Origin of the sequence: Winogradskyella poriferorum (assembly GCF_050618035.1) — a bacterium.
GTDB lineage: Bacteria > Bacteroidota > Bacteroidia > Flavobacteriales > Flavobacteriaceae > Winogradskyella > Winogradskyella poriferorum_A.
The window spans coordinates 1-3,076 of the sequence record NZ_JBODPY010000011.1 but is presented as its reverse complement, the minus strand read 5'-3'; the positions used below and the strand labels follow the sequence as shown (position 1 = coordinate 3,076).

The window sequence follows — 3,076 nt, the reverse complement described above, 5'->3', positions numbered from 1 at the left end:
GTAAAATGGGCTCTGAGCTCCCTTCTTTGGTTGCTCACCGGTTCATCGTACTCTACGGTGAACCAATAGTCGCTACTTGGCATACGGTTTCCATTGTATGTACCGTCCCAACCTGCTCCCGTCGGGCTAATCTGCTTGAGCAGTTTCCCGTAGCGGTCAAATATATAAATTTTTGCCGTACCGCCAATCCCGGCAATGTTCCATGTATCGTGGTTACCATCGCCATTTGGCGTAAAGTATCGTGGGTAATCCACAACAAAAATCGATTCAGTCACATAACCACATCCATTGCGGTCTCGTGCGGTGACCTCATGCAATCCTGCTGATACGCCACTGAACGTACCACTCTCCTGCCATGGCCCTCCATCAAGGCTATATTCATAAACCCCAAGGCCACTAGCCGTTGCTTCTATAACGTGGTTTTCTGCAAAAACTTGTGTGACATTAACCACCACCAAGGTTGGTGGCTCGCTCTCCATCACCTCTGTGGTATCAGAAATGCTACAAGCTGTTGCTGTCGATGTACTCGTATCTGTTACCGTTACACCATAAGTACCTTCCTCTAGTGGCATGTAGCTCGATCCCGTAGCACCTGCTATTACATTACCGTCAAAGGTCCACTCAAAACTGTAGTCTGCCTCTGATAGCCCAGTATCGAGCACAAGTGGGTCGAGTGCCTCAGTACCATTGGTATTGATACAAAGTATATAGGCATCATCAAGATCGAATACAGGAAGTGGATTCACCTGAAGTGTCAAAGAAGCTACTGCAAAACAGATAGAACTATCCTGCTGGTTGTCGAACGTGCCGTCACCATCAAGGTCTAATGGATCGCCCATACCATCACCATCGGTATCTACAAAGTCTATAAGACCATCACCGTTGGTATCCGTTGCATCCGAGATGCCGTCACCATCCACATCAATCAAATCGAAAATACCATCGCCATCCGTATCAATCGTATCGTCCGTACCATCACCATCAAGATCCAAAGGAGCTGTAAGCCCACCTAGGTCTAAGTTGATAGAGACTACCTCTAGTATATCATTGTCAACACGCACATAAATCTCCTGTGGGTTGGTTATGTTCTCATAAAGTGTTGGTAGTGGATTAACGTTAAGGTTGGCGTCTATCTCACTAGCAAAGTATGTTACTGTATAACCCGTTGCATCTGGTAAATCAAGAACCTGAGGGTTCATGGTTGAAAGGTCGAACTGTACGCTGTCATTTGATGGGTCTCCATCATCCTCTACGTTATCATCACAAGCTTCATAAAGAATAGGCTCCAAGTCAGGGTTCGCCTGAGCACCTTCCTGAACCTCAATATCAAAGCGCTGGGTTGCAATCCAACAGCCCGTAGTATTATCTGTTATCCTCACGAAGATCTCCTGAGGATTGCTCGTATTCGTATAAGGACTTGTTAAGGCATTAGTGCCTCCCTCTGCATCAATTAAGCTCGTATGATAGCTTACAGCAAACTGAAGAGGATCTTGTCCTGCAAGAACCTCTGAGTCTTTAGTCGTAAGATCAAAGGCATCAAAGCCGTCTGTATTAAGCTCACATTGGATGAAGTCCGTTACCGCAACTACTGAAGGCAATGGATTAACCGTTATGGTAAAGTTTACCACGGTAAAACAGCCTGTTGTATCATTGGTTACTCTAACATATATGGTCTCTGGACCTCCTGTACCTGCGTTCGTATAGTTTGTTTCATCTGCTATAGCATTCTCTCCTGCTAATGCATCCTCCTCACTCGTATGGTAAGTAGGTGTTACACCTGTCTCTCCATTGAGGATAAACATCTCATTCTCGGTAAGGTCGAATACTTCCAGTCCATCGTTCACCACGGTTGCATCACAAAGTGCCATCGCTGGTATCTCATCGCTAGGTCTCGGTGTTGGGATTGGTAATACGCGAAGCGTAAGCGTCGTGTAAGCCACACAGCCAAACGAGTTCTCTCCACGTACAAAAATCGTCTGAGGGTTGGTCGTATTCGTATAAGGGCTTGTCAGTGCTCCCGTGCCATCTATAGCATCCTGTTGTGTTGGGTGGTAGCTCAGTGCTATACCTGGTTGACCTGATAGAATCTCATCCTCGGCAAGCTGTAGAATAAAGCCCTCCTGCTCATCATCAAGAGTAATGGCGTCACAAAGCTCAAGTTCAGACGGTTGCGTTAATACCGGTAATGGGTTCACTATCAGCTGTAGTTCTACAATCTTATAACATCCAGCTACTGTTCCTGTATCATCTACACGTACCCAAACTGGTTGGCCACCAACTACTGTATTCGTATAAGCCATAGGCGATGCTATCGCGTTAATACCATCTTCGGCATTCATAGGATCTTCGTAGTAGCTGAACACTAAGTCAGTCGGATCTTGACCGTCCAGAACCTCATCCTCTACAGAAGTAAGATCGAACTCTGCTAAGCCATCAGCTGAGATATCATCACAAGCCTCCAAATCCTCTGGAACCACAAGCTGAGGTGTTGGCTCCACTATTAAATCTAGTAGGACTATCGTGTAGCAGTCTGTTGCTATGGTAGTGCTCTCTAACCTTACATAGACTGTCTGCATGTCTTCATTGATATTCGCATACGCTGTTGACGTATCTATAGGATCCGCATTAAACTCTGCGTTGACTAAAGTCTCATGGTAAGTTACCGTTAGACCTGGGTCGCCTCCTGTAATCTGGGCCTCTGAGTCCGTTAGTGTAAAGAAGCCAAAACCATCACTGTCTGGATCGCAGTAGCGTAATGCATCAGGCGTTGCAGTAAGTGGCACTGGAGCTTGCTCTACAACTAGCTCGAGGGTCTGCGTAGCATCAAAACAGCCCGTTGTCGTATCCACAACACGGATGTAAACCGTCTCTGGATTAGCGATATTGTCATATGGTATTGGGTGTGCATTGGTACCATCTATAGCATCCTGTTGGGTTGGGTGGTAGCTTACCGAATAGGACGCATTATTACCCGTGATCTCTGAATCTTTAAGACTCAAATCAATCGAAGTCAGTCCGTCGGGTACAGCATCATCGCAAACCTCTAAAGCTGTTGGTGGTACGACGACAGGTAATG

The 3,076-nt window shown here is 46.2% G+C and carries 1 protein-coding gene; it reads right to left on the bottom strand.

What is annotated here, in order from left to right; translation table 11 throughout:
• A partial coding sequence (locus ACRHOC_RS14710; protein WP_431159393.1) for a T9SS type B sorting domain-containing protein occupies positions 1–3,076 on the bottom strand: 3,076 nt, incomplete at both ends.